The 21,127-nt window shown below is 64.9% G+C and carries 21 protein-coding genes and 1 pseudogene; 3 read left to right on the forward strand and 19 right to left on the reverse strand.

Going from position 1 to position 21,127, the window contains the following annotated elements:
• On the forward strand, nt 1-510 hold a 510-nt coding region (locus tag GSQ79_RS12210), incomplete at its 5' end, for an NADPH-dependent F420 reductase (protein WP_158808994.1).
• Between the two features lie 70 nt (nt 511-580).
• On the opposite strand, the gene GSQ79_RS12215 is transcribed toward GSQ79_RS12210, so the two are convergent.
• The 6 genes from GSQ79_RS12215 to cobT all read right to left on the reverse strand — a co-directional run bounded on the left by GSQ79_RS12215 (nt 581) and on the right by cobT (nt 5,530).
• On the reverse strand, nt 581-982 hold the full coding sequence (locus GSQ79_RS12215) for a type II toxin-antitoxin system VapC family toxin (protein ID WP_158808995.1): 402 nt from the start codon (nt 980-982) through the stop codon (nt 581-583).
• Between the two features lie 11 nt (nt 983-993).
• The gene (locus tag GSQ79_RS12220; protein ID WP_158808996.1) at nt 994-1,245 is read right to left on the reverse strand and encodes an AbrB/MazE/SpoVT family DNA-binding domain-containing protein; all 252 of its coding nucleotides are present in this window, start codon (nt 1,243-1,245) and stop codon (nt 994-996) included.
• Nucleotides 1,246-1,368: 123 nt separating this feature from the next.
• Entirely contained in the window at nt 1,369-1,569 is a 201-nt protein-coding gene (locus GSQ79_RS12225) for a hypothetical protein (protein ID WP_158808997.1), read from the reverse strand.
• Between the two features lie 285 nt (nt 1,570-1,854).
• Entirely contained in the window at nt 1,855-2,649 is a 795-nt protein-coding gene (locus GSQ79_RS12230; RefSeq protein WP_158808998.1) for a hypothetical protein, read from the reverse strand.
• An 86-nt stretch (nt 2,650-2,735) separates the two neighbouring features.
• The gene (gene guaA, locus GSQ79_RS12235; RefSeq protein ID WP_158808999.1) at nt 2,736-4,349 is read right to left on the reverse strand and encodes a glutamine-hydrolyzing GMP synthase; all 1,614 of its coding nucleotides are present in this window, start codon (nt 4,347-4,349) and stop codon (nt 2,736-2,738) included.
• 158 nt (nt 4,350-4,507) lie between these two features.
• Nucleotides 4,508-5,530, reverse strand: coding sequence for a nicotinate-nucleotide--dimethylbenzimidazole phosphoribosyltransferase (gene cobT / locus GSQ79_RS12240; protein ID WP_158809000.1), 1,023 nt, complete (start codon nt 5,528-5,530; stop codon nt 4,508-4,510).
• Nucleotides 5,531-5,638: 108 nt separating this feature from the next.
• Here cobT and cobS point away from each other — a divergent pair, with 108 nt between their 5' ends.
• Nucleotides 5,639-6,421 carry an adenosylcobinamide-GDP ribazoletransferase gene (gene cobS / locus GSQ79_RS12245; RefSeq protein WP_246725286.1) on the forward strand — a complete coding sequence of 261 codons (783 nt, stop codon included), beginning with the start codon at nt 5,639-5,641 and terminating at the stop codon, nt 6,419-6,421.
• 129 nt (nt 6,422-6,550) lie between these two features.
• Here cobS and GSQ79_RS12250 read toward each other — a convergent pair whose 3' ends face one another.
• Both GSQ79_RS12250 and GSQ79_RS12255 read right to left on the reverse strand, forming a co-directional pair.
• On the reverse strand, nt 6,551-7,447 hold the full coding sequence (locus GSQ79_RS12250; RefSeq protein WP_158809002.1) for a hypothetical protein: 897 nt from the start codon (nt 7,445-7,447) through the stop codon (nt 6,551-6,553).
• 214 nt (nt 7,448-7,661) lie between these two features.
• Nucleotides 7,662-8,984 carry a M23 family metallopeptidase gene (locus tag GSQ79_RS12255; protein WP_246725287.1) on the reverse strand — a complete coding sequence of 441 codons (1,323 nt, stop codon included), beginning with the start codon at nt 8,982-8,984 and terminating at the stop codon, nt 7,662-7,664.
• A 468-nt stretch (nt 8,985-9,452) separates the two neighbouring features.
• Between GSQ79_RS12255 and gfa the strand changes: the two are divergent.
• A pseudogene (gene gfa / locus GSQ79_RS12260) lies at nt 9,453-10,010 on the forward strand (S-(hydroxymethyl)glutathione synthase); the annotation flags it as partial.
• A gap of 159 nt (nt 10,011-10,169) precedes the next feature.
• On the opposite strand, the gene GSQ79_RS12265 reads toward gfa, so the two are convergent.
• The 11 genes from GSQ79_RS12265 to argS all read right to left on the reverse strand — a co-directional run bounded on the left by GSQ79_RS12265 (nt 10,170) and on the right by argS (nt 21,065).
• Entirely contained in the window at nt 10,170-10,895 is a 726-nt protein-coding gene (locus GSQ79_RS12265; protein ID WP_158809003.1) for a protein-L-isoaspartate O-methyltransferase, read from the reverse strand.
• Entirely contained in the window at nt 10,873-11,652 is a 780-nt protein-coding gene (surE, locus tag GSQ79_RS12270; RefSeq protein WP_158809004.1) for a 5'/3'-nucleotidase SurE, read from the reverse strand. Before surE ends, GSQ79_RS12265 begins: the two co-directional genes overlap by 23 nt.
• Before the next feature lie 10 nt (nt 11,653-11,662).
• Entirely contained in the window at nt 11,663-12,976 is a 1,314-nt protein-coding gene (serS, locus tag GSQ79_RS12275; protein WP_158809005.1) for a serine--tRNA ligase, read from the reverse strand.
• A 246-nt stretch (nt 12,977-13,222) separates the two neighbouring features.
• Nucleotides 13,223-14,005 carry a twin-arginine translocase subunit TatC gene (gene tatC, locus GSQ79_RS12280; RefSeq protein WP_158809006.1) on the reverse strand — a complete coding sequence of 261 codons (783 nt, stop codon included), beginning with the start codon at nt 14,003-14,005 and terminating at the stop codon, nt 13,223-13,225.
• Nucleotides 14,006-14,095: 90 nt separating this feature from the next.
• Complete coding sequence (locus GSQ79_RS29480) at nt 14,096-14,620, reverse strand: twin-arginine translocase subunit TatB (protein ID WP_246725288.1); 525 nt, start codon at nt 14,618-14,620, stop codon at nt 14,096-14,098.
• A gap of 23 nt (nt 14,621-14,643) precedes the next feature.
• The gene (locus GSQ79_RS12290; RefSeq protein WP_158809007.1) at nt 14,644-14,904 is read right to left on the reverse strand and encodes a twin-arginine translocase TatA/TatE family subunit; all 261 of its coding nucleotides are present in this window, start codon (nt 14,902-14,904) and stop codon (nt 14,644-14,646) included.
• Nucleotides 14,905-15,009: 105 nt separating this feature from the next.
• On the reverse strand, nt 15,010-15,783 hold the full coding sequence (scpB, locus tag GSQ79_RS12295) for an SMC-Scp complex subunit ScpB (protein ID WP_158809008.1): 774 nt from the start codon (nt 15,781-15,783) through the stop codon (nt 15,010-15,012).
• Nucleotides 15,783-16,607, reverse strand: a complete 825-nt coding sequence (locus GSQ79_RS12300; protein ID WP_158809009.1) for a ScpA family protein — start codon at nt 16,605-16,607, stop codon at nt 15,783-15,785. Before GSQ79_RS12300 ends, scpB begins: the two co-directional genes overlap by 1 nt.
• Nucleotides 16,608-16,658: 51 nt before the next feature.
• Nucleotides 16,659-17,672, reverse strand: a complete 1,014-nt coding sequence (gene nagZ, locus GSQ79_RS12305) for a beta-N-acetylhexosaminidase (RefSeq protein WP_158809010.1) — start codon at nt 17,670-17,672, stop codon at nt 16,659-16,661.
• Between the two features lie 39 nt (nt 17,673-17,711).
• The gene (locus GSQ79_RS12310; RefSeq protein WP_158809011.1) at nt 17,712-19,136 is read right to left on the reverse strand and encodes an SPOR domain-containing protein; all 1,425 of its coding nucleotides are present in this window, start codon (nt 19,134-19,136) and stop codon (nt 17,712-17,714) included.
• A 153-nt stretch (nt 19,137-19,289) separates the two neighbouring features.
• Nucleotides 19,290-21,065, reverse strand: coding sequence for an arginine--tRNA ligase (argS, locus tag GSQ79_RS12315; RefSeq protein WP_158809012.1), 1,776 nt, complete (start codon nt 21,063-21,065; stop codon nt 19,290-19,292).
• Between the last annotated feature and the right edge of the window lie 62 nt (nt 21,066-21,127).

Raw genomic sequence — 21,127 nt, forward strand, 5'->3', positions numbered from 1 at the left:
ACGCGCGACCCGGCCAGCTTTGCAGCCGAGGCGGCCGCAATCGGACCCACGATCACACCCAAAACACTGGCGGACGCCGTCAAGGCGGACATCATCTTTTTGGCCGTTCGTTACGAGGCGCACCCGGATGTCGCGAAGACGCTGCAAAGCTGGGACGGCAAGACCATCATCGACGCGACGAACCTGTTTCCGGCCCCGGAGGCGATGGGCGCTCTTCCCTCCTCCGCGGTCGTCGCAAAAGCGTTCACCGGCGCCAAGCTCGTGAAGGGATTCAACCATCTGGGCGCGACCACCCTGGCTGCCGATCCGATCGTCGCGGGCGGCCACAGAGTGGTCTTTCTGGCGAGCGACGACTCGGATGCGATCGACCCCGTAGCGGCCTTGGCCAAACAGCTCGGGTTCGCGCCGGTCACGCTGGGCAAACTCGCCGAGGGTGGCGCGCTGGTGCACGCCCGGGGAAAGACATGGGGGCCGCTGATATTTAAGGATTTGTTCAAGAAGGAGGCGTAAGCGATCACGATCGCATACAGGCTCGTTGCGCGGCACGGGGCGGAACGCGCTACGCTCAAACGGTGCAACCTCATGCCGGCGCGATCAGCCGCACCTTCGGAAAGTACCCGGCATATCGGCGAGCGTCACGTGTCAGCAGGGTGAATCCCGAAACGGCCGCGTGAGCGCCGATATAGAAATCCGGGAGAGGTGAGGTCCGAATGCCGCCACGTCGGCGATATTCCACGAACGCCCGACCGGCGACGAAACCCGCCTCATAGGGAAGCCCGAGCCTTCGAAACGCGTCGGCGCCGAGGTGGCGATCCAAATCGCCGATCGTTGCGAACCCCGAGGCGATCTCAGCATAGATGATTGGGTTGATCGCAAGGTCGTCATTGTCAGCGGCGTCGCTCAGCGCCGCCTCTGACCAGGCCTGCCAGGATGGATCCTTGGTCAGGACATCAATGATCACGTTGGAGTCGACCAGGATCATGGTCGGGCTGCTCAGCCGTCGTCCGCCGCGAAACCTCGCATGAGCGCGACGATCTCATCGGTGGACATCTTGAAGTCGCCGTGTCCCCGCAGGCCTTCGACGAGTTTTTGGCCGCGGGTCTGGCGACCCCCGCCAGACATCGTTTTGATCAGCCTGACGACGCCCGCCTCGATCTCGAATGTGACATCCGTCCCCGGCATGAGGCCCGCACGGTCCCGCACATCCTGAGGAATGGTGACTTGCCCCTTCGAGGTGATCCGCATCGCAACCGCCTTTCTTACCGTGGCGCGTAAGAATACGCCGCGGGCGCTCGGAAGCCAACGTTGTTCGATGCGTTCGCGGAGGCCGGGCGAGTTCGGGAATCGGATTCGCCGACGCGGCCGACCTTATTTTGGCGCCTTGATCAGCTCGATGTCCTTCTTCAGCAGCCGATTGACCAAAGCGCTCAGCGACATGCCCTGGGACGTAGCGCGTTCGGAGAGATAGCGCAGGACTTCCGGGTCGAGATGAACCGGTGGGACAAGCGTCGCGTCGGGGCGGAAGAATTGGCCGCGCACGCCGTCAGAAAAGCCGAACCCGTCCTTCATCATCTCAACTATTGGCGATATTGCCGAGTCTCTGTCTGTGTCAGACGACGCGCAGAGATGAAGCGACCAAGACTTCATCGTCGTTCATTTCCGCGTGGGTGCGAACGACAAGCAAAAGACTCGTGCCCGTCGCGTAGCCCACCGTGATCGTCTGGGCAACGATGATGACGGAGGGGAGAGCCGCCGGCCAGCCTCGCAGCTGTGCGCATTTGCTTATTGCCGCGATCGCCGACCCGAACAGTTCTAGTTGTGGTTGTAAGGATAGCGCCACCGTCTGACAGACCGTCAATCGAACACAGAGCGAAGGAATTCGAGGACGACGCCGACCTTGATGATCGTAAAGAGCTCGCGCCCACCTCGAACAATAATACCTGCCAGATACGCTTCGGGACCACCATTATCGTCAAGGATGACAAAAGCAGGTCCGCCGCTCATCCCGTCTGGATCGATATCCAACGGCCGGACAGTTTTGACCATCAGCGTCGCGTCGTCGCTCGGTTGGCTATGAGGAAGGCACGCAATGTTTCGGCGGATCAAGCCCAGGTGATTTTTGTCTTCGAGTTCGTATAGTTGAACCGCGAATGGGTAACCTGCTAGCAGCATCGCGCGGATCTGAGAGTCTGGCACGGCAGGCGGCGCGCTGTGAAAGTTGAAGAAGCGCTTTTTGAGCTCAGGCCTATCCGCGCAAGGGGCCGTGAAATCAAAGGCGATGAGATCGAAGGCATCCGTGTCCGAACGAGTGGTGTAGCCTCTCCGGCCTCCGGAGGTGATGATGTGGCTGCCACTGTCGGTAAGCATCGCGACTTGAGTTTCGTCGATGCCTTTAAGCTGATGTTGGGTAGCAAGGAGCAACTCTCGCCCTTTGTAACGGACCGCAGTGGCAGACCCGCGCAGGAGCACCTTGTAGGTCTCACACTCGTGGTTGTTTACGACTAGATTGAGCGCGTGACGCGCCAGCAGGGACTCGATTGATCGACCCGGGACGATTAGTCCATTGACGTTGACACCATGAACGGCAAACTGGCCAAGGACGGTTTCCTCATGGTCTCTCACCGGACGCAGCTCCGCACGTTGTGCCATCAACTTGACTGAAGGCCGAACCACACAGACGATCGATCGCCTCGGTCTGACGTTTCAGGATCCGAGAAATCCTTGCTAAATAGCGGTCACTCCCACTCGATCGTCCCCGGTGGCTTCGACGTCACATCGTACACGACCCGATTAATCCCCTTCACCTCGTTGATGATGCGCGTCGCGGCCTTGCCCAGAATGTTCATGTCGAACGGATAAAAATCCGCGGTCATCCCATCCACTGATGTCACCGCGCGCAGCGCGCAGACGAAATCATACGTCCGCCCATCGCCCATCACGCCGACCGTCTGCACCGGCAGCAGCACCGCAAACGCCTGCCAGATCGTGTCGTAGAGGCCGGCCCTGCGGATTTCGTCGAGGTAGACGGCATCTGCCTTGCGCAGAATGTCGAGCTTGTCCTTGCTGACCGGGCCGGGGCAGCGGATGGCGAGGCCGGGGCCGGGGAACGGGTGGCGGCCCACAAAAACTTCGGGCAGGCCGAGTTCGCGGCCGAGCGCGCGGACCTCGTCCTTGAACAGCTCGCGCAGCGGCTCCACGAGCTTCATGTTCATGCGCTCGGGCAGGCCGCCGACATTGTGGTGCGACTTGATCGTCACCGACGGGCCGCCGGAAAAGCTGACGCTTTCGATCACATCGGGATAGAGCGTGCCCTGCGCCAGAAATTCGGGCGCCCCGTGGCCGTCGCGCGCCAGCTTTTTCGCTTCGGCCTCGAACGTCGCGATGAACAGGCCGCCGATGATTTTCCGCTTCTGCTCGGGGTCCTTGATGCCGTGCAGCGCGCCGAGAAACAGCGCTTCGGCTTCGACGTGGACGAGCGGGATGTTGTAATGCCCGCGGAACAGCGAGACGATCTGCTCGGACTCGCCCTCGCGCATCAGGCCGTGGTCGACGTAGACGCAGGTCAGGCGATGGCCGATGGCCTCGTGGATCAGCACGGCGGCGACGGCGGAATCGACGCCGCCCGACAGCCCGCAGAGCACCCGGCCGGTCTCGCCGACCTTGGCGCGGATCGCGGCGATCGCCTCGGCGCGAAACGCCTTCATCGTCCAGTCGCTTTTGCAGCCGGCGATCTTGTGCACGAAGTTCGAGAGGATTTTCGCGCCCTGCGGGGTGTGATGCACCTCGAGATGGAACTGCACGCCGTAAAGCTGCCGCGCCTCGTCGGCGATGACGCATTCCGGCGCGTTGGGCGAACGCGCCAGCGCCTTAAAACCCTCGGGGAGCTTGGTGACGCGGTCGCCGTGGCTCATCCACACCGGATAGTATTCGCCGAGCTCCCACACGCCGTCGAACAGCGGCGAGGTCGCCATCGCCTCGATCTCGGCGCGGCCGAACTCGCGGTGGTGGCCTGAGGCGACTTCGCCGCCGAGCTGATGCGCCATCAGCTGCTGGCCGTAGCAGATGCCGAGAACGGGAATGCCGGCCTCGAAGATGGCCTGCGGCGCACGCGGCGAGCCTTCTTCCAGCACCGAGGCCGGGCCGCCGGAGAGGATGACCGCCTTGGGCTTGATCGCGGCGAAGGCGGCTTCCGCGGACTGGAACGGGACGATCTCGCAGTAGACGCCGGCCTCGCGCACGCGGCGGGCGATGAGCTGGGTCACCTGCGAGCCGAAGTCGATGATCAGGACCTTGTCGTGGTGGTCCAGAATCGCGGCGTGAAGATCGGCGGCGGGGGCGAGGTCGGCCATATCATATCCTTGTCGGCTCCCCGCTTGCAGGGTGAGGACCCGGCGATGGATCGACTCTCGGCGCGAAGCTGGGGGAGGCACTGGGGAACTAAGACCCGACCTCCTAAACCATGGCCGGCGAAAAACGAACGATTTTCACCCGAGCGAGGCAGAGGCGCTTATTCGTTCTTCCCCGCCACGCCCGCCTGGGCGAAGGTCGCCATGTCGCGGGTGCAGGCGAGCGCCGCCTTGACGACGCCGAGCGCCAGCGCCGCCCCGGAGCCTTCGCCGAGCCGCATGCCGAGATCGAGCAGCGGCGCCTTGCCGAGTTTTTCCAGCACGGTGCGATGCGCCTGCTCGGCCGAGACGTGACCGGCCATGCAATGGTCGAGCGCGGTGGCGTCGAGTTTCTGCAAGATCGCGGCGGCGGCGCAGACGACGAAGCCGTCGAGAATCACCGGCACGCGCTGCATCCGCGCCGCCAGAATGCCGCCGACCATCGCCGCGATCTCGCGGCCGCCGAGCCGACGCAGCACTTCAAGCGGATCCTGCAAATGGTCCGCATGCAGGGCGAGCGCGGCATCGACCGCGGCGATCTTGCGGGCCAGCGTCGGGTCGTCGACCCCGGTGCCGCGCCCGACCCAGTCCGCGCCGCTGCCGCCGAACAGGGCCGCATAGATGGCTGCCGCCACCGTCGTGTTGCCGATGCCCATTTCGCCGAGGCAGAGCACGTCGACGTCGCCGGCGATCGCCTCCATGCCGAAGGCGATGGTCGCTGCAGCCGTCGTCTCGTCCATCGCCGGCCCTTCGGTGATGTCGCCGGTCGGCAGGTCGAGGGCTAGCTCGAACACTTTTAGGCCGATCCCGTAGGTGGCACAGATCTGGTTGATCGCGGCGCCGCCGGCGGCAAAGTTTTCGAGCATCGCGCGGGTGACGGAGGCGGGAAAGGCGGAGACGCCCTTTTCCACGACGCCGTGATTGCCGGCGAAGACGGCGACCAGCGGATGGTTGATCGTCGGCATCGCCTTGTCCTGCCAGCTCGCCAGAAAGGCGACGATCTCGTCGAGCTTGCCCAGCGAACCTGCCGGCTTGGTGAGCTCGGCCTGGCGCTCGCGCACGGCATCCGCAGCGCGGTCCGATGCATCGGGCATGAGGGCGAAAAGCGCCCGGATATCGTCGAAGGGTAAACCGCTGGCTGCCATGGGAACCTCGTGATGTCGCAGGCCTCTTAGCTCGCTGTTCTGCAAAAGGAAACGAACACCCTGCCCTGCGCCCTCGACAAAGCGGCGCGCATGCGGGATGAGCGGGGGATGCTGCCAACGCCGTTCGCCGACATCCTCATCGCGCTGCGCTTCTTCTCGTGCCTGCCGTTGCCGGCGACGCGTCGGGAGATCGCGCTGGGATCGCAGGGGTTGGCCCAGGCCGTGATGATGGTGCCGGTGGCGGGGGCGGTGATCGGTTTGATCCCGGCGCTCGTCTTGGCGGCCGCCGGCGCCATCGGCCTGCCGTCATCGATCGCGGCACCGCTCGCCGTGGCGGCTTTGGTGATGGTGACCGGCGCGCTGCACGAAGACGGTCTCGCCGACTGCGCCGACGGGTTCGGCGGCGGCCGCACGCGGGAGCGAAAACTCGAGATCATGCGCGACAGCCGCATCGGGACCTATGGCGGTTGCGCCATCGGGCTGTCGCTCTACCTCCGCGCCGCGAGTCTCGCCGTCATTGCAGAGCACGGCGTGCTGCTGGCCGCCGCCGCGCTGGTGGCGAGCGCCGCCGTGTCGCGGACGCTGTGCCTGCTGCCGCTCGCGCTCCTGCCGGCAGCGCGGACGGATGGGGCAGGCGCCGCGGCGGGCGGTCTCGAACGAGGGCGATATGCCGTGGCTATCGGGATCTCCGGAGTGGCGGCGCTTGCCCCGTGTCTTGCCGGCGCCAGCGTTGCACGCGCTGTTTTCGTTCTTATCGCGGCGGCTCTGGCGGCTCTCGCCGTCTGCGCCGTCGCGCGGCAACAGGTCGGGGGACAAACCGGCGATGTCGCGGGCGCGGCGCAGCAAATGGCGGAAGTCGTCAGTCTTGTGAGCTTTGCCTCGGGGGCCTAACGCTTTGGCGCAAAACGTCTTTGCGAGCGCGGCGAAGCAACCCAGAAACCATAGAATACGTGTCCTGAGGCAGCGATGCTGGACGGCTTCGCTGCGCTCGCAAAGACGGCATCAATGTCGTTTAGAACCCTATGCCGCACGCAAAGCAGCTGCGGGGCGGAATGGCGGGGTATTCGATGGTGCAGGCGGCATTTGCTCATAACGATCGAACTGCATCGAAAAGGTACCATAGCGTTGAGTAAAAGACCGTAGCTGGTCTGCGTAGCCGGACATGTTGGCGAGCGGGACCATGGCGACGATGCGAAGCGCTGGACCCGCCACGCTGCGATCGATGATCTGGCCGCGTCGTCCAAGCAGGTCACCCAGGACAAACCCTTCATAGTCTTTCGGGGTATCGATGACGACCTGCATCAGCGGCTCGAACAAAGCCGAGACGCTCGCGCGGAGGGCATCTCTGAAAGCGGCCGAGGCAACCTGCTGAATCGCTTCTGTCGAAGCAGCTTGATCGCTCGCGAGCTCGGAAAGAATGACCTTGCCCCCGCGCACCCGGTAATCACCGTGTGTTCCGCGTTTTGCGAGGGCTGTCACGCCATTCTCGACAGCCTGGATAGACGCTTGCGGCGTTGAAGCATCCGCAAAAACCCTGCTCGCAAAGGTCAGGCCCGTCTCCATTGGCGCTGGAGTCAGGATGAGTTTCACGCGGATGAACGTCTGTTTAATGCCATCACGCGGGAAGTGGACACACTCCGCCGGCCACATCGGCTTTTCCACCAAGGCCACCTGCGGGACGCCTATCTTGAGCTCGAAGGTACAAGCGGCTCGAAGGGCGGTGACGTGCTCATCGAGTTCGGTCTCAGAAGCTCCGTAAAGGCAAAAGAGATCGCGGCCCGGATCAACGCAGTCGGCAAGCGCTTCACGCGCCTCATTGAGCCGCAATAGCTCTGCAGCAAGCGCGATGTGATTGCGCGCGTGGGTTTCAAGGGTGACGAAGAAGAGGGTGCGCTCGGGGCTGTAGAGGCCTTGCATGCAGGTCATCGCGGCTCGGGTGATCGACGATAGCGCCGCAAGCCGCCAAACGTCAAAAGGCGGCGGGACTGGCCCGCCGCCTTTACCGACCTCCGCCGCACGTGTCTCGCGGGTGACGAAGGAGGATTCCTGAAACCGTTGGCTTGGCTCAAGCCGGCCGGTGCCGGCTTTGCTTCTCTATGTCTGGCGCAAGTCGGCAACAACCGACGTTGCGCTAGAGCCCGGCGAGGTATTGCGTCGGGTCGACCGGGGTCGAGCCCTTGCGCAGCTCGAAGTGCAGCTGCGGCGACGCGACGTTCCCGCTTTGGCCGGACTTGGCGATGGTCTGGCCGCGCTTCACCTGCTCGCCGCGCTTGACGTCGATCGACCCGTTGTTGGCGTAGGCCGAGACGTAGCCGTTGGGGTGACGGATCAGCACGAGGTTGCCGAAGCCTTTGATCTCGCTGCCGGCGTAGGCGACGACACCGGACTCCGCAGCCTTGACCGCCGTGCCTTCGGGCACGGCGATGTTGATGCCGTCGTTCCCGCCGGACTTAAACCCCTGGATGATGCGGCCGCGGGCCGGCCAGCGGAATTCGGGGTTGGCGCTGCCGCTCGCAACGGCCGCTTGCGGCGGCAGGCTTGCGGTCGGCGTCGCATCGACCGGGGCCGGCGCGGCCGCCTTCTTAGGCTCCGGCGTTTCGAGCTTGGCGACCTTCATCGGCTTGACCGGCTCGACCTTCGCGGCGGCCATCTTCTTTGCCGGCTCGGTCTTCTCGATCTTCGCGGCGGCCATGGCAGGCGCTGTTTTGTCCGCATGCGCCAGCTTCTTCATCGCTTCCGCGCGGCCGTGGCCATGCGCCTCGTCAGCCACTTTGGCTGCCGGCTGAGCGCCCTTCACGAAGTGCGGTGTCTCGGCCTTGGCTTCGTGCTTGGCGAGCAGCTTCTCCCGGGCGGAATGATCGTGCTTCGGCTTGTCCTGCGCCGCCATATGCGTGGCAGCGGCGCTGCCCGAGGCGCTGTAGACGGGAATGATGACGCGGGTGCCCGGCCGGATCGCCGCGGCCGAGGTGAAGCCGTTCGCGCGAAGCAGGGCATCGGTCGGAATATTGTAGCGTTCGCCAAGAACCTTTGCGCTATCGCCCTGGGCGGCAATGACCGGCATGCCGCCTTCTGCCGACCAGCCGCCGTGGCCTGTCGCGATGGACGCGGTGCTGCTGTCGTGCGCCGGCATCGGAGCCTGGGCGAGACGCGGGCTTTCATGCGCCGGGACCGCGTAATTGGCGGTCTGCTGGCGTGCCGAAATCGACGCCGTGCGATCGGGCGCCGGCAGCGGCCGGGACGAAACAGCCGAGGTCGGGGCGCCGCGATACGGCATGTCGTCGCGATCGGGACGCGGCGCAGGCCGGTCGTTGGACGCGGTCGCAAAGGGATTGCCGAGCGGGTTGGAAGCAAGCCGATCGGAGTCGGCGCAGCCCGCGAGCGAGGCTGCCGTCATACCCGCAAGTGCGAGCTGAAGGGCGCGACGCGAGCCGAAAATCATACGAACTTTACTCATGACGCAACCTACAAACGCGGGGTCAGTTCGCCCATTAACGATGACGCTAGTTAAGGGACGGTTTAAGATGAACAGCTGCTCACGAAAAAGCCTAGAAAGTTAAACTTAACACGCGTTAAGTATCTTGGAAGTAACATGCCCCTCGCCGCTGCCCGCCGGCCGGGAGACGAAACCAGCGCTCCACCGTGGATCCGCCGCGCCCGCATGGGCCCGGCGATACGAGACTTGAGCGCCATCCCTACGCTCGTGAGCTGCTGAGCCGGAGCCGGGTGCGTCGCGAGAATCTCGCGTTATCTCACTGCGAACGCTTTCAAATTTCGAGGATTCTGCCTAAAAGGGCGCACGCAAGCATAGCGCCGTGCGTAATGCAGGCATCTCGCCAGCACATGGGTCCCGACACGACCGTTCATATCCTCAACAGATTTTGCCCGTCGGGAGGGCGCCCCACTTCATCGAAAGGTTCTTGCAATGGCGAATCCCACTCTTCATCCGGCAATCGACAACGGCATCACCCCTGGCCTGTCCGGCTTCGCGGGCGGCACCCTGTTCTGCAAATGCGCGACCGACAAGGTTGCCGTCGAGATCACCGGCGACGTCCTGCACAATCACGCCTGCGGCTGCTCCAAATGCTGGAAGCCGGCCGGCGCCACCTTCGCGGTGATCGCGGTGACCCCCGTGTCCAACGTCAAGGTCACGGCCCATGAAGAGAAGCTGCACATCGTCGACGACAGCGCGACGATCCAGCGCCACGCCTGCAAGGCCTGCGGCGTCCACATGTTCGGCCGCATCGTCAAGGATCACCCGTTCAAGGGTCTCGACTTCGTCCATACCGAACTGAGCGACAAGAAGGGCTGGCAGGCGCCGCAGTTCGCGGCTTTCGTCTCTTCGATCATCGAGCAGGGCTATCCCGCGTCGGGCATGGACGCCGTGCGCGCCCGCTTCAAGGAGCTCGGCCTGCCGACCTCCGACGTGCTGTCGCCGCCGTTGATGGACGCCATCGCCTCCTACACCGCGCAGAAGGCCGGCACCGCCTATGTCGAGAAGCCGGTCGCCAAGCCGGTTTCCGCAGCCCCCGCGCCGGCGAAGCCCGCCTCGAGCTATGCGGCGCCTGCCGCCAAGCCCACGGGCTTCTTCGGCTGGCTCAGCTCGCTGTTCGGCGGAAAGTAGACGACGAACTCGCGGCGGTTATAGAGCCGCCGCGATCCCCGCCACGATCGGCTGAAGCCGGCAGGGGCAGATTGCGGTCTCGACGGATGTTTCGTCTCCGGTCTTTTCGATCCGCACGACGTGCTGCGAACCGCCCTCCCCCACCGACCGCGCGCAGACGAGGACGCCCCCGTTCGCGAGGCGCTCGACCAGCGGTGTCGGCGCGTCGAGCAGACCATGGACGATGATCCGGTCGAAGAGCTCGACCTGGGGCGGAACGGCGAGGCCGTCGCCCCACGCAATCACAGCGTTCATGATCGCGAGATCGGTCAGACGCGCCTGCGCCGCCAGCGCCAGACTTTGAAAACGCTCGATCCCGATGACGTCCCGCGCCAGAGACGCCAAGATCGCCGTGGCATAGCCGGTCCCCGCGCCGATCTCGAGAAGACGGTGGCTGCGGTCGACGCCGAGCGCTTCGATCATCCGCCCCACGAGCCAGGGCTCCAGCAGAGTCTGACCGCAGTCGATCGGAAGCGGCAGGTCGCGTGTGGCGAGATCGAGATAGCGATGCGGGACGAAGAATTCGCGCGGCACCAGTTCGAAGGCGCGCAACACGGCGAGATCCTGGATGCCCCGCGCCCGCATGCGAAGATGGAAGGCGGCCTTGGCCTCGGCCCGGATGGCAAGCGCATCGTCGCGTCGCGCATGCGCGACGGCCGCATCCAGGGCCAGGTCGGGGGCGTCAGGCGTCGAAGAGTTGCGCATAGCGCGTGACCGTGGGCTCGTCGGTGAGATCGAGCTTGAGAGGCGTCACCGAGATCCGGTTCTTCGACAACGCCTCGAGGTCGGTGCCTGCGGCGACCTTGTAGTTCTGCCGGCCGAAGGCGATCCAGAAATAGGGGTTGCCGCGGCCATCGAGGCGGGGATCGATCTTCACCGCGAGCGCGTCGCGCCGGCCCTGCACCGTGGCGCTGATGCCGGCGACGTGCTCCGGCGGACAGGCCGGGAAATTGACGTTGATGACGATGTCCTTCTCGAAGCCCGCCTCCAGCACCTTCTTGATGATGGACGCCCCATGCGTCTCCGCGCAACGCCAGTGAATTTCGTCACGCCCGGCGCCGCCGTAGGCGTTGACGCCATAGGCCTGCGACAGCGCGATCGACGGAATGCCGAGAATCGTCCCTTCCATCGCCCCGGCGATGGTGCCGGAATAGGTGACGTCCTCGGCGATGTTCTGACCGGCGTTGATGCCCGACAGCACGAGGTCGGGCTTGCGGTCGGACAAGATGTGTTTGACGCCCATGATCACGCAATCTGTCGGCGTCCCCTTCACGGCGTAGCGGTGCTCCGAGATCTTACGCAGCCGCAGCGGGTCGTTGACGGACAGCGAATGCGCGACGCCGGATTGGTCCATCTCGGGGGCAACCACCGTCACGTCGTCGCTGAGCTGCGCAGCGATCCGCTCGAGCACGGCGAGGCCCGGCGCATGGATGCCGTCGTCGTTGGTGATCAGAATGCGCATCCGCTCTCTTTCAGTTTGCGCGCGTGATGCGCGTCACGCCGCCCATGTAGGGCAAGAGCGCGTCAGGCACGCGAACCGACCCGTCTTCCTCCTGATAATTTTCCAGCACCGCGACGAGCGCGCGGCCGACCGCGACGCCAGAACCGTTCAATGTATGCACGAAGCGCGTCCCCTTGGCGCCGGCGGCGCGGAAGCGGGCGTTCATCCGCCGCGCCTGAAAGTCGCCGCAGACCGAGCAGGACGAGATTTCGCGGTAGCGGTCCTGGCCAGGCAGCCAGACCTCGATGTCGAAGGTCTTTTGGCTCGCGAAACCCATGTCGCCGGTGCAAAGCGTCATCACGCGGTAGGCGAGGCCGAGGCGCTTCAGCACCTCCTCGGCGCAACTCAGCATCCGCGCGTGCTCGGCCTCGGACTGTTCCGGCGTGGTGACGGAGACGAGTTCCACCTTGGTGAACTGATGCTGGCGGATCATGCCGCGGGTGTCGCGCCCGGCCGCGCCCGCTTCGGCACGAAAACACGGCGTGCAGGCGGTGAGACGCATCGGCAGCGCCGCCTCGTCGAGGATGGATTCGCGGACGAGATTGGTCAGCGGAACTTCGGCGGTGGGAATCAGCCAGAGGTTCTTGGCCGACTCGTTGCCGGCATCGCCCTCGCGGGTGGCGAGAAATTGGTCGTCGCGGAACTTCGGAAGCTGCGCGGTACCGAACATCGCCTCGTCGCGGACGAGGATCGGCGGATTGACCTCGGTATAGCCGTGCGTGTCGGTGTGGAGGTCGAGCATGAATTGCGCGAGCGCGCGCTCCAACCGCGCCATCGCGCCCTTGTTGACGACGAAGCGCGCGCCCGACAGCTTGGTCGCCGTCTCGAAATCCATCAGGCCGAGGCCTTCGCCGATTTCAAAGTGCTCTTTCGGCTGGAACGCGAAGGCCGGGACCTCGCCGACGGTGCGCAGCACGACATTGTCGTGCTCGTCCTTGCCCTCCGGCACACTGTCGAGCGGCAGGTTCGGGATTTCCGACAGCAGCTTGTCGAGCGCGGCGATGGCCTCGCGCTCCTCGCCCTCGTAACCGGCGCTGTCCGCCTTGAGCGTGGCAACCTCCGCCTTGAGCGCCTCGGCGCGGGGCAAGTCCTTGGCCTTCATGGCCTCGCCGACCTCTTTGGAGGCGGCATTGCGGCGCTCCTGCACGGCTTGCAGGCGGGCGATCGCGGCGCGGCGGGTTTCGTCCAGCCCGGTGATGGCGGGGGACAGCGGCGGCAGGCCGCGGCGGCGACGGCCTTCATCGAAGGTCTCGGCGTTCTCGCGTATCCACTTGAGGTCGTACATGAAATCGGCCGTGTGCAGGAGGTGTCGTGGTGGAGTTGGGAAAATCGCAACTCATGTGGCGGATTAAGCGAGAATCGACGTGAGGACAAATGAGGATCGCACGCACCGCCCGGGGGGACGATCCCTAAGCCTCCTGGTGAGGAGCAAGCGTGAGCTTGCGTCTCGAACCACGAGGCGGTCCCGCAATCCCTCGTGGTTCGAGACGCGCCTGCTACGCTCCTCACCATGAGAGGATTCAGGGTCCCGCTATTCTTTCGGCTTGGCGGCCTCGTCCCTAGCGCGCTTCCGCTCGATCAGCATCACGGCGATGATCGAGCCCTCGTAGAGCGCCACCGCCGGCACGGCGAGCGCCAGCATCGAAAAGGCATCGGGAGGCGTCAGGATTGCCGAGGCGATGAAGACCAGCACGATCGCGTAGCGACGCTTGGAGCGCAGGAACGCCGCGTTGACGATGCCGATCTGCCCGAGCAGGGTCAAAACCACGGGCAGCTGGAACATCAGGCCGAAGGCGAAGATCAGCGTCATGATCAGGGAGAGATACTCACTGACACGCGGCAACAATTCGATTTGCGCCTTGCCCGGTTCCTTCGACTGCTCCATCCCGATGAAGAAGTGCAGCAGGTTGGGCATGACGACGTAAAAGACGAGCAGCGCGCCGAGGGCGAAGAAGATCGGCGTTGCACAAAGATAAGGCAAGAATGCCTTGCGCTCGTGCTTGTAGAGGCCTGGCGCCACGAAGGCGTAGATCTGCGAAAAGATGACCGGGCATGCCAGATAGGCGGCGGCGAAGAAGGCCACCTTGAGCTGGGTGAAGAAATACTCCTGCGGGGCGGTGTAGATCAGCTTCGCCTCGGCGCCGGCGACATGCTGATAGGGAATGACCAGGATATTGTAGAGATCCTTGGCGAAGAAATAGCAAAGGATGAAGATCACCAGGAACGCGCCCAGCGCCTTGATCAGGCGGGACCGCAGTTCGACCAGGTGATCCATGAGAGGCGCTTTGCTGGCCTCGATATCGGCATCGGTCATGGGGCAGCGCCCCTCCAATCGGGTCTGAACGTCATCATGCGGGAAAGACCGCCGGCAGGGCCGAGCCTTAGCAGAATAAAGCGAAGCTTGTCAGGCGCTTCGCGGAACCGGTTCGAGCGCCTCGGCGCGGTCGGCTTCGCTCGCCATTTCGAGCGCCGTCAGGCGCTCCGGACCGTGGCCATAATCGGCGACCTGAGACACGCCCGAGGCTTCGACCAGATCGCCTTCGACCGCGGTATGGGTCGACAGCTCCGGTGCGGCCGCATGAACAGGCTCTGCCTCGGACGCGGCGCCGAGTTCGGCGGCATCGGCCGCAGCCAAAGCCGGCTTGCTCTCGATCACCGCGTTGACCTGCGCATGAAGGTCCTTGATCGGATTGAAGCCGAGGCTGACATCGGCAGCCTTGGACAGCTTTTCGGCTTCCTTGCGCAGCTCGGCCATGTCGGCTTCGCGCATCGCGTCCATGAACTGGCCCTGGAATTCGCCAGCCATGCGACGCATTTTGCTGACGAATTGCCCGAGTTGCCGCAGCACGCGCGGCAAGTCCTTGGACGGAATGAAGACAAGCGCAACGATGCCGATGATCAGCAGCTTGCCGGCGTCGAAATCGAACATGTCAGACCCTAAACGGTGGTTTTTTAGCCAACCTTGCGGGCTTCGGACACCTTGTTCAGCTCGACGGACGACAGCGGCTGATGGTCGAGGGTGCGGACCGGAACGTCGGCGGCTGCCACCGGCGCAGGCACGGCCTTTTCGTCATCGTCCGACAGGCCCTTCTTGAAGCTTTTGATCCCCTTGGCGAAATCACCCATGATGTCGGAGATCTTGTTCCGACCGCCGAAGAAGATCAGCGCGATGGCACCCAGAATGATCAGGTGCGGAAGCGACAGGCTACCCATATTACAACTCCGCCTTACGGCTGTTTCGGTGTGTCTCGAAGATTTAGGCTGCTTGCCTGGTGAAAACAAGGCGAGACTTGTGCCAGCCTTAAGAGGGAGCGGCGCTCAGGCGAACGGGTCGCGATCCAGCGCGTCGGGGGCGTCGAGCGACAGATCGGGTCCGTCGTGGTCGTCATCCTCCGGCGCGTAGAGCTCGGAGTCGGTGTCTTCGACCGTCTCCTCCGCGTCGAGCGGATCCTCGTCGTGGCGGAGATCGCCGTCCTGCGGCATCGGAATGGCGAAGGTGGAGGGCAAGCGTCCGTCGAACAGCCCCGCGCCGCGCAGTTCGTCCAAGCCTGGCAGGTCGCCGATCGACTCCAGGCCGAAATGCAGGAGAAACCCGTCGGTGGTGCCATAGGTGATCGGACGACCGGGCACGCGGCGCCGGCCGCGCAGCTTGACCCAGCCGGTCTCGAGCAGCACGTCGAGCGTTCCCTTGGAAATCGCCACACCGCGAATGTCTTCGATCTCGGCGCGCGTCGTGGGCTGGTGGTAGGCGATGATCGCCAGCGTCTCCATCGCCGCCCGCGACAGTTTTTTGACTTCGCGGGCGCTCGACGACAGCAGCCAGCCGAGGTCGTCAGCCGTGCGGAAAATCCATTTCGCGCCGACCCGCACAAGCACGACACCGCGGCTGGAATAGTCCGCCTTCAGCTTGGCGAGGACACTGCCGATGGCGGTGCCCTCCGGAAGCCGCTTGGCGATCTCGGATTCCGGGACCGGTTCCGTCGCGGCAAAGAGCAGCGCTTCGGCGACGCGAACCGCCTCGGCAAAAGCGATGTCGGCGGCATCGCCGCGTGGCTGCGCAACATCCGGGAAAAGGCGGGCGATCTCCGCCATCAGCCGGTCCCCTCGGCGCCGTGACGGCCGGCCTGGCGGTAGCCGGCGTCCCGGCTCTTGACCCACAGCGGCGCGAAGGCCTCGTCCTGGCGCACGGACAGATGCCCCTCGCGGACCATCTCCAGCGTCGCACAAAAGGCCGAGGCGCGGACCGTACGGCGCATCTCCGGCGTCGTGCAATAGGCGACGAGAAACTCGTCCATCACCATCCAGTCGAGCGCCTGCCCGGCCAGCCGCTGCATCGCCTCGCGGGCATCGACGAGCGACCAGACCACGCGCTTGTGCACGGTGACGTTGGTCAGCGCGTGCTTCTGCCGTTGTTTGGCATAGGCGGACATCAGATCGTAGATCGTCGCGGTCCAGCGTGGCGGACCGACGTCGAGAATCGTCTCGTCGGTGTAGCCGCGCAGCATGAGTTCGCGGCCGACCCGGGGCCGGGCACCGAGCGCCTGGGCGGCGAGGCGGATGATTTCCAGCCGCGCCAGCCGAGCCGCGAGCTGCGCCGCGAGGTCGCCGGCCTCGGGTTCGTCGCCCTTGGCAACCTTGGGGAGCAGCAGCCGCGACTTGAGGTAGGCCAGCCACGCCGCCATCACGAGATAGTCGGCAGCAAGCTCCAGCCGGACCTTTCGCGCCTGTTCGACGAAGGCAAGATACTGGTTGGCGAGATCGAGGATGGAAACGCGATGCAGATCCACCTTTTGCCGGCGCGCGAGCTCCAGCAGCAGGTCGAGCGGCCCTTCGAAGCCGTCGACGTCGACGACGAAGCGCTCTTCGGCATCGGCATCCGCCGCGGCTTCGGCCTCGAAAATCGGCTCGGCGGCCATAAACGTCTCCGACCTTCACACCAGGGGAAGGACGAAGAAAGCTTTAACCAATCAGGCCGGGGTCGCAAGCACGCGTTCGAGCCGGGCGGCGGCGTCCACAGGATCGAACGCGGCATGCCCCTGCCGAAGCGACGCGAGGGCGCGGTCGAGCCGATTCCGGGCGGGGCCTTCGAGGATCGGACTGGCGGCCGCGACCTCGGCCGCCTCGTCGGGCTGGCCGTTGCAATGCAGCGCGATGTCGACGCCCGCCGCGAAGAGCCGCTCCGTCTTTTCTCGGAAGCTGCCGCGCAGGGCCTTCATCGACAGGTCGTCGCTGAACAACAGCCCGTCGAAGCCGATGGCGCCGCGGACGATGTCCCGGATCACACGCGGCGACACGGTGGCGGGGTTGTCCGGATCGAGCGCGGTGTAGACGACATGCGCCGTCATCGCCGCGGGCAGATCGGCATTGCTCTTGAAGGGGAGAAAGTCGCTCGCCGCGAGGGCATCCAGCGTGGCGTCGACGACGGGAAGGTCGAGGTGGCTGTCCGCCCCGGCCCGGCCGTGCCCCGGCACATGCTTCATGATCGGCAGCACGCCGCCGGCCAGCATCCCGTCAGCCGCTGCACGCCCAAGGCGCGCCACGGTCTTGGGATCACGCGCATAGGCACGGTCGCCGATAATGTCGTGGCTGCCTTCGACGGGCACGTCGAGCACCGGCAGGCAGTCGACGTCGATGCCGACCGCCCGGAGATCCTCTGCCATCAGCCGGGCGGCGAGCTTGATCGCCGCGACGCGCTCGTCGAGATCGGGGAACGCCGTGGTGAACCGCGCGGCGGGCGGGTAGCGCCGCCAGTTCGGCGTGCCGAGGCGCTGAACGCGCCCGCCCTCCTGGTCGACGAGAACGAAAGCGTCGCCGCGCCCCAGCGCTGCGCGGATCTCCGCGGTCAGCGCCGCGACCTGGTCGGGCGTGTCAATGTTACGCTTGAAGAGGATGACGCCGAGCGGCGCCGCCTCTTTCAGGAATGCCCGCTCGTTGGCGCTGAGCGACAGGCCAAGACAGCCGCAGACGAAAGCACGCACCATGATGTTTCGTCCGCGGGTCCAGGTCTTAGTTCTTGGATCTCAGTTCTTGGCGACGAAGCAGGAGCCGCCGCTCGACTTCAGCTTCTCGCAGATGCCGGTCGCCTCTTCCCGCGACAAGCTGCCGACGCGCACGCGATAGACCGCTTTGCCGTTGCTATCCGCCTTGTGGAACGACAGGCGGTGGCCCGACAGCGCACTTGCGAACTTCGCCGAAAGCTTCGTCGAGGCCGCTTTGGCCTCGGCTTCGGACCCTGGCGCAGCAAGCTGTACGGCAAAGCCGCCGCCCGCAGGCACGGAGGCCGTCTGCGCGGCATCATCCGTCGCGTCGGTCGCGCTTGCTGTCTCGACCGGCTTCGCCGGAGCCTTGACAGGCTTAACCTTGTGAGGCGCGGGAGTTGCCGCGGCCGCATTGAGATCCGTCGGTGCCGCGTCACCAGCGTCGGCGGTGACAATCGGCTTCGGTTTCGGCGTCACGGCCACGCGCGTCGTCGATTTCGGGGTTGCCGACTTCGGCGTGGAGGCCTTGGCGATGGCGGCCTTGTCAGCCTTGCTCGCGGGAGGCGCCGCGGCCATTGCCGCCGCAGGCGGCTGATCGTTGGGAATCGGGGTGCCGTCAGGGCGGTAGGACCGGGTCTTGACGCGGATCGGCTCGATATCGCCGGCGATCCCCATCGCCGGCTTCTGGTCCGCTTGGCCCGGAGGCGCCGGAACGGGAACGCTGGCGGCGTTGTTGGCCGCGCCGAAATTGTAAAGCGGCGACAGGCCAACGTCGCGCGGCGCGTTCTGCACGGTCTGCGCCAGGTCGACCGGCTGCTCTTCATGAGACGCGAGCTTGGTCGGTGCCGGCTGCTGCGCCTTGTCGAGCATCGAGGCATCGCTGTTCGGCTGATCGGCCGAACCATCGGCCGGCGGCTGGATCTTCGTCGGACCCGGCGCGGCTTTGATCATCGCGATCTCGCGCGGGCCGCTGTTCGAGCCCTTGTAAGCGAAGGCGACGCCGATGCCGACAACGCCGACGAGGATCACGGCGGCCATCGCGTAGATCGGGCGGCGCGAGCGGGACGGCGCTACCGGCGGCGCATCCTGCGCATGATCGTACCAGCCGGCATCGCCATCAGCCGGCGCCGGATCATGCTGATCGTAATAGGTCTGGTCGTCGTGGGAATACTGGTCGTGACCCTGAGCTGCATGGGCCTCGTGCGCCGGGATCGTCCCGCGGAGGCCAGCCTCGATGGCGGCAAAGTCGATGGACGGGCGACGCGTATCGGGCTGCGGCGCCTCGTTCTGCGCGAAGACTTCGCCGTAAGGATCGTGATGGGTGCCGACGAGGCGCGCCAGCTCGGCCAGCGGATCATCTTCCTGGCCACGGACTTGTGGGCGGGGGGGCTTCGCGGCGTCGCGGATGGTTCTTTCGAACTCGTCGAAATCGATGGACGGACGCTGTTTCGTCACGGGCTCGCTCATACTTTAAAACCTCGTGCTCCGATCGGCGGATCGATCGTGCCTCTACGCGTAAGCTCCCTCGATTGCGTCATGATCACGGATCATAACGGCCAAGTCGAGGCACAGACCCGCGCACATCGTCGCGCCATCGACTGGCGCGCAAACGTTACGAGGTCAGCGCATTTCAAGCGGAGCCGATACACCGAGAATTTCGAGACCGATCCGAATGACGCCGCCAATGGCCGAGACCATGGCGAGCCGCGCACAAGTCAACTCTCTGCTTTCTTCATTAACAAAGCGTAATTGAGGCTGATCCTTGCCTCTTGTCCAGTGCGAATGGAAAGTCGAGGCCAGATCGTGCAGGTAGAACGCCAGCCGATGCGGCTCATGTGCATGAGCAGACGCTTCGATTACCCGCGGAAACTGTGCAATCTGTTTAATCAAGCGCTCCTCACCTTCATCGGACAGCAAAGCGAAATCGCTTCCGGCCAAGCTGGCGCTTCGCGTATCGATATCGGGAAACGCCGCAAGCGCCTGACGCTGCGCCGATTTCGTCCGCGCATGGGCATATTGGACGTAAAATACCGGATTATCTTTTGACTGTTCTCGGACTTTCGCCAAATCGAATTCGAGCGGCGCATCATTTTTGCGAAACAGCATCATGAAACGAACAGCATCGACGCCGACTTCATCGACCACCTCGCGAAGCGTGACGAAGTCGCCGGAGCGCTTCGACATCTTCACCGGCTCGCCGCCGCGCATCAGCTTGACGAGCTGGCAGAGCTTGACATCGAGCACGGCGTTGCCGTCGGACAGCGCCTTCACCGCCGCCTGCATTCGCTTGACGTAGCCGCCGTGATCGGCACCCCAGACGTCGATGAGGTCGCGAAAGCCGCGGTCGATCTTCGTCTTGTGGTAGGCGATGTCGGAAGCGAAATAGGTGTAGCCGCCGTCCGACTTGAGCAGCGGGCGGTCGACATCGTCGCCGAAGTCGCTCGAGCGGAACAGCGTCTGCTCGCGGTCTTCCCACTCCTCGTCAACCTTGCCTTTCGGTGGCGGCAGCCGTCCCTCGTAGACGAGCCCCTTGGCCTTCAGTGTCGCGATGGCCGCTGCGACAGCGTCACCCTCGGCCCCGTGCACCAGCGAGCGCTCGGAAAAGAAGACGTCATGGACGATGTTGAGCGCGGCGAGATCGTCGCGGATCATCGCCATCATCGCATCGATGACGATCGGCTTGATCTTTGGCAGCCATTCGCTCTCCGGGAGCCCACGCAGCGTCTGGCCGAACTTGGCGACCAGAATAGCCCCGACCGGCACCAGATAGTCGCCGGGATAGAGCCCTTCCGGGATCGCGCCGACATCCTCATGAAGCGCCTCGCGGTAGCGCAGGAACGCCGAGCGGGCGAGCACATCGACCTGGGCGCCGGCGTCGTTGATATAATATTCCTTGGTCACCGCCCGGCCGGAAAAGGCCAGCAGGCTCGCCAGCGCGTCGCCAAACACCGCGCCTCGGCCATGGCCGACATGCATCGGGCCGGTCGGGTTGGCCGACACATATTCGACGTTGACGGTGGCATGGGTGGGATCGGGCGCGATCTTGCCGAAGCTGTCGCCATCGGTGAGCACGGCGCGCAGCATCGCGGCATAAACGGTCGGCTTCAGCTTGACGTTGATGAAGCCGGGGCCGGCGACTTCCGCCTGAGCCACGTCGGACTCCTCGGCCAGCGCGGCGGCGATCTCCGTGGCGAGCTGGCGCGGGTTGGCGAAAGAGGCCTTGGTTTCCTTGGCGTAGACCATCGCGGCATTGATCGCGAGATCGCCATGGCTGAGATCGCGCGGCGGCTCGACGACGAAACGGCCGAGATCGAGGTCGGCCGGCAACCGCCCCTCGGCGACGATGCGAGACAGGACCGCGGCCACGCGATCGTGGAAGACGGCGAACATGTTCATGAAAATGCCGTTCGTGTGAGAGTGGAGCGGCCAGGCGCCAGGCCCGAAACGCACTCCGCCAT

The organism is Beijerinckia sp. L45 (assembly GCF_009765775.1).
Taxonomy (GTDB): Bacteria; Pseudomonadota; Alphaproteobacteria; order Rhizobiales; family Beijerinckiaceae; genus RH-AL1.

What these genes read in the sequence shown, in the direction of transcription:
- GSQ79_RS12215 (WP_158808995.1), bottom strand. Translation starts at nt 982, where the DNA reads ATGATCCTGGTCGACTCCAACGTGATCATTGATGTCCTGACCAAGGAT.
- GSQ79_RS12220 (WP_158808996.1), bottom strand. Translation starts at nt 1,245, where the DNA reads ATGCGGATCACCTCGAAGGGGCAAGTCACCATTCCTCAGGATGTGCGG.
- GSQ79_RS12225 (WP_158808997.1), bottom strand. Translation starts at nt 1,569, where the DNA reads ATGAAGGACGGGTTCGGCTTTTCTGACGGCGTGCGCGGCCAATTCTTC.
- GSQ79_RS12230 (WP_158808998.1), bottom strand. Translation starts at nt 2,649, where the DNA reads ATGGCACAACGTGCGGAGCTGCGTCCGGTGAGAGACCATGAGGAAACC.
- guaA (WP_158808999.1), bottom strand. Translation starts at nt 4,349, where the DNA reads ATGGCCGACCTCGCCCCCGCCGCCGATCTTCACGCCGCGATTCTGGAC.
- cobT (WP_158809000.1), bottom strand. Translation starts at nt 5,530, where the DNA reads ATGGCAGCCAGCGGTTTACCCTTCGACGATATCCGGGCGCTTTTCGCC.
- cobS (WP_246725286.1), top strand. Translation starts at nt 5,639, where the DNA reads ATGCTGCCAACGCCGTTCGCCGACATCCTCATCGCGCTGCGCTTCTTC.
- GSQ79_RS12250 (WP_158809002.1), bottom strand. Translation starts at nt 7,447, where the DNA reads ATGCAAGGCCTCTACAGCCCCGAGCGCACCCTCTTCTTCGTCACCCTT.
- GSQ79_RS12255 (WP_246725287.1), bottom strand. Translation starts at nt 8,984, where the DNA reads ATGAGTAAAGTTCGTATGATTTTCGGCTCGCGTCGCGCCCTTCAGCTC.
- GSQ79_RS12265 (WP_158809003.1), bottom strand. Translation starts at nt 10,895, where the DNA reads ATGCGCAACTCTTCGACGCCTGACGCCCCCGACCTGGCCCTGGATGCG.
- surE (WP_158809004.1), bottom strand. Translation starts at nt 11,652, where the DNA reads ATGCGCATTCTGATCACCAACGACGACGGCATCCATGCGCCGGGCCTC.
- serS (WP_158809005.1), bottom strand. Translation starts at nt 12,976, where the DNA reads ATGTACGACCTCAAGTGGATACGCGAGAACGCCGAGACCTTCGATGAA.
- tatC (WP_158809006.1), bottom strand. Translation starts at nt 14,005, where the DNA reads ATGACCGATGCCGATATCGAGGCCAGCAAAGCGCCTCTCATGGATCAC.
- GSQ79_RS29480 (WP_246725288.1), bottom strand. Translation starts at nt 14,620, where the DNA reads ATGTTCGATTTCGACGCCGGCAAGCTGCTGATCATCGGCATCGTTGCG.
- GSQ79_RS12290 (WP_158809007.1), bottom strand. Translation starts at nt 14,904, where the DNA reads ATGGGTAGCCTGTCGCTTCCGCACCTGATCATTCTGGGTGCCATCGCG.
- scpB (WP_158809008.1), bottom strand. Translation starts at nt 15,783, where the DNA reads ATGGCGGAGATCGCCCGCCTTTTCCCGGATGTTGCGCAGCCACGCGGC.
- GSQ79_RS12300 (WP_158809009.1), bottom strand. Translation starts at nt 16,607, where the DNA reads ATGGCCGCCGAGCCGATTTTCGAGGCCGAAGCCGCGGCGGATGCCGAT.
- nagZ (WP_158809010.1), bottom strand. Translation starts at nt 17,672, where the DNA reads ATGGTGCGTGCTTTCGTCTGCGGCTGTCTTGGCCTGTCGCTCAGCGCC.
- GSQ79_RS12310 (WP_158809011.1), bottom strand. Translation starts at nt 19,136, where the DNA reads ATGAGCGAGCCCGTGACGAAACAGCGTCCGTCCATCGATTTCGACGAG.
- argS (WP_158809012.1), bottom strand. Translation starts at nt 21,065, where the DNA reads ATGAACATGTTCGCCGTCTTCCACGATCGCGTGGCCGCGGTCCTGTCT.